The organism is Mesorhizobium sp. M4B.F.Ca.ET.089.01.1.1 (assembly GCF_004022605.1).
Lineage (GTDB): Bacteria > Pseudomonadota > Alphaproteobacteria > Rhizobiales > Rhizobiaceae > Mesorhizobium > Mesorhizobium abyssinicae.
In genome coordinates this window covers 1-2,978 of the sequence record NZ_RZOS01000587.1, presented here as the reverse complement: position 1 = coordinate 2,978, position 2,978 = coordinate 1, and the positions used below count along the sequence as shown (strand labels likewise).

Sequence of the window (2,978 nt, the reverse complement as noted above, 5' to 3'; positions counted from 1 at the left end):
GGCGTCGACACTTCGAAGCTCAACTGGCTGGTAACGCTGGACTACAAGGACCTGTCGCTCGCCAAGCCGTTCGAGGACCAGACCGTGACGGAGGCCGACGGCTCGATCACCGTCGAGCCGAAACAGGCGGTGATCTCGGCCAAGGCGCGGCTGAACGGTATTCCGGCCGAGCTCGACATCGTCGAGCCGCTTGCCGATGACGGGCCACCGCCCAGTCGCAAGGTCGAGCTCGTGCTCGACGACAAGACGCGCGCCACCGCCATGCCCGGCCTGTCGCCGCTGCTTTCGGGGACCATCAAGGTGGCGATCGACAAGAGTGACGGCGACGAACAGAACGTCTCGGCTGATCTCACCAGCGCCAGGCTCGATATCCCCTGGGCTGGCTGGAGCAAGGGCGCGGGCGTCCCCGCCAAGGTCACATTTGCAATGACCAAGTCCGGCGGCACCACGACGCTCTCCGATTTCGACCTCGACGGAAAGAGTTTCTCCATCGACGGCGACGTCACGCTGGTCAATGGAGCCTTGTCTTCGGCCCGCTTCAGCAAGGTCGCCCTGAACAGGGGCGACGACGTCGCGGTGACGGTGAAGCGGTCGGGCAAGGGCTATGCCGTCGATGTCAGCGGCGAGGCGCTCGATGCACGCTCGCTGATCAAGCAGTTCACCTCCGATGTCGACACCGCCACCAAGACCACCGGCACCGACGCGATTTCCGTCGACGCCGATGTCGGTTCGCTGACCGGTTTCCATGACGAGGTGTTGTCCAACCTCAAGCTGAACTACAGCGCCGCGGGTTCCCGGGTGAACGGCCTCGAGGTCAGCGCGACGGCGAACTCCGGCGCGGCCATCACCATCCGCAACACGACCGCCGACGGCAGGCGGGCGCTCAGCATGAAGTCGGCCGACGCCGGCGCCATACTGCGCTTCCTCAATGTCTACGAGCATATGGAGGGTGGCTCGATCGCGCTGTCGATGGCGGGCACCAGCGACGGGCCGATGAAGGGTCAGGTCGATGCCACCAACTTCTTCGTCGTCAACGAGCCGAAGCTCGCCTCGATCGTGTCGACCACGCCGGCCGGTGACACGCGCAGCCTGAACCAGGCGGTCAAGGCCGATATCGATACGTCCAGGGTCAAGTTCGAGCGCGGCTACGCCGAGATCGACAAGGGGGCCGGCTATCTGAAGCTGGCGAACGGGGTGCTGCGCGGCGAGCGCATCGGCACCACCTTCCAAGGTACGCTCTACGACCAGAACAACAACATGGACATGACCGGCACCTTCATGCCGGTCTATGGGCTGAACCGCATCTTCGGCGAACTGCCGCTGTTCGGCCCGCTGCTCGGAAACGGCCGGGATCGCGGCCTGATCGGCGTCACTTTCCGGCTGAGAGGCAATGCCAACAAGCCGAGCCTCGACATCAACCCGCTTTCGGTAATCGCTCCCGGAATATTCAGGTCGATCTTCGAATACCGCTGAGGCGGCCCGTCACACGGGCCGCGCCAGGACGTGTTTTTTCTTGCCAACTGAAAGCTTTACGACGTTTTCCGGACTCAAATCCTGAAGCGTCACAGTCCGGCGGTCGTCCGCGACCGGCTGGTCGTTGAGGCGCACGGCGCCGCCCTGGACATGACGCCGCGCCTCGCCATTGGAGGCGGCGAGCCCGGCGGTGACCAGCAGCGACAGGATGCCGATGCCAGCTTCGAGCGCGGCCTTGCCGACTTCGACGCTGGGCAGTGTGTCGGCAAGCGCGCCTTCCTCGAAGGTCTTGCGCGCGGTTTCGCTTGCCGTTTCCGCCGCCTCGCGGCCATGCAGCATGGCGGTGATCTCGGTGGCGAGGATCTTCTTCGCCTCGTTGATCTCCGCGCCGCCGAGCTTTTCGAGCCGCGCGACCTCGTCGAGCGGCAGCGTCGTATAGAGTTTCAGGAAGCGGCCGACATCTGCGTCCTCGGTGTTGCGCCAGTACTGCCAGAACTCGTAGGGCGACAGCATGTCGCCGTCGAGCCAGACCGCGCCCGACGCAGACTTGCCCATCTTGGCGCCCGACGAGGTGGTGAGCAGCGGCGTGGTCAGCGCGTAAAGCTGCGCGTTCTCCATGCGATGGCCGAGGTCGATGCCGTTGACGATATTGCCCCACTGGTCGGAGCCGCCCATCTGCAGGCGGCAGCCGAGACGCTTGTAGAGTTCGACGAAGTCGTAGGCCTGCAGGATCATGTAGTTGAATTCGAGGAACGACAGCGACTGCTCGCGGTCGAGGCGCAGCTTCACGGAATCGAAAGCGAGCATGCGATTGACCGAGAAATGCCGGCCGACGTCGCGCAGGAAGTTGACGTAGTTGATCTCCATCAGCCAGTCGGCATTGTTGATCATGACGGCGTCGCCGGCCCCGCTTCCGAATTTGAGGTAGGGCGCGAAGTTGCGGCGGATGCCGGCCAGATTGTCCTCGATGTCCTGCGGCGTCAAAAGCTTGCGCGCCTCGTCCTTGAACGAGGGATCGCCAATCATCGAGGTGCCGCCGCCCATCAGCGCGATCGGCCGGTGGCCGGTCTGCTGCAGCCAGTGCAGCATCATGATCTGGATCAGCGATCCGGCATGCAGGCTCTTCGCCGTCGCGTCGAAGCCGATATAGGCGCTCACCGTCTCCCTGGCGAAAAGCTGGTCGAGGCCGGCATCATCCGAGGTCTGGTGGATGAAGCCGCGCTCGCTCATCGTGCGCAGGAAGTCGGACTTGAAGGCGGACATTTTTGCTTTCCCGGAGATCGCCCGGCCGCCAGGCCGAGCGTGACATGAAGGCGCGCGTTTAGCATCAGTGGGCGATCAGCAAAAGTGGTTTCCGGTTTTGCGACTGTTAGCCTCCCACTCCCGCGCCGCGTGCGAGAGATTGGCAGGGCAGGTCGAATTTGCCTCCATCGCCCGTCCACCGAGCGCTGGCGCCGCCCCTCACCTGCCTGCCGGCATCCTCTCCCCGTATAGTGACGGGGAGA

Annotated in this window: 1 protein-coding gene and 1 pseudogene; one reads left to right on the top strand and one right to left on the bottom strand. The window is 64.2% G+C overall.

The window, feature by feature from the left end:
• Nucleotides 1-1,473: pseudogene (locus tag EN780_RS31130) on the top strand (AsmA-like C-terminal region-containing protein); the annotation flags it as partial.
• A gap of 9 nt (nt 1,474-1,482) precedes the next feature.
• Here the strand turns inward: EN780_RS31130 and tyrS are convergent.
• A complete protein-coding gene (tyrS, locus tag EN780_RS31125) occupies nt 1,483-2,736 on the bottom strand; it encodes a tyrosine--tRNA ligase (RefSeq protein ID WP_127311176.1) in 1,254 nt (417 codons plus the stop codon).
• Nucleotides 2,737-2,978: the final 242 nt, after the last annotated feature.

What these genes read in the sequence shown, in the direction of transcription:
- tyrS (WP_127311176.1), bottom strand. Translation starts at nt 2,736, where the DNA reads ATGTCCGCCTTCAAGTCCGACTTCCTGCGCACGATGAGCGAGCGCGGC.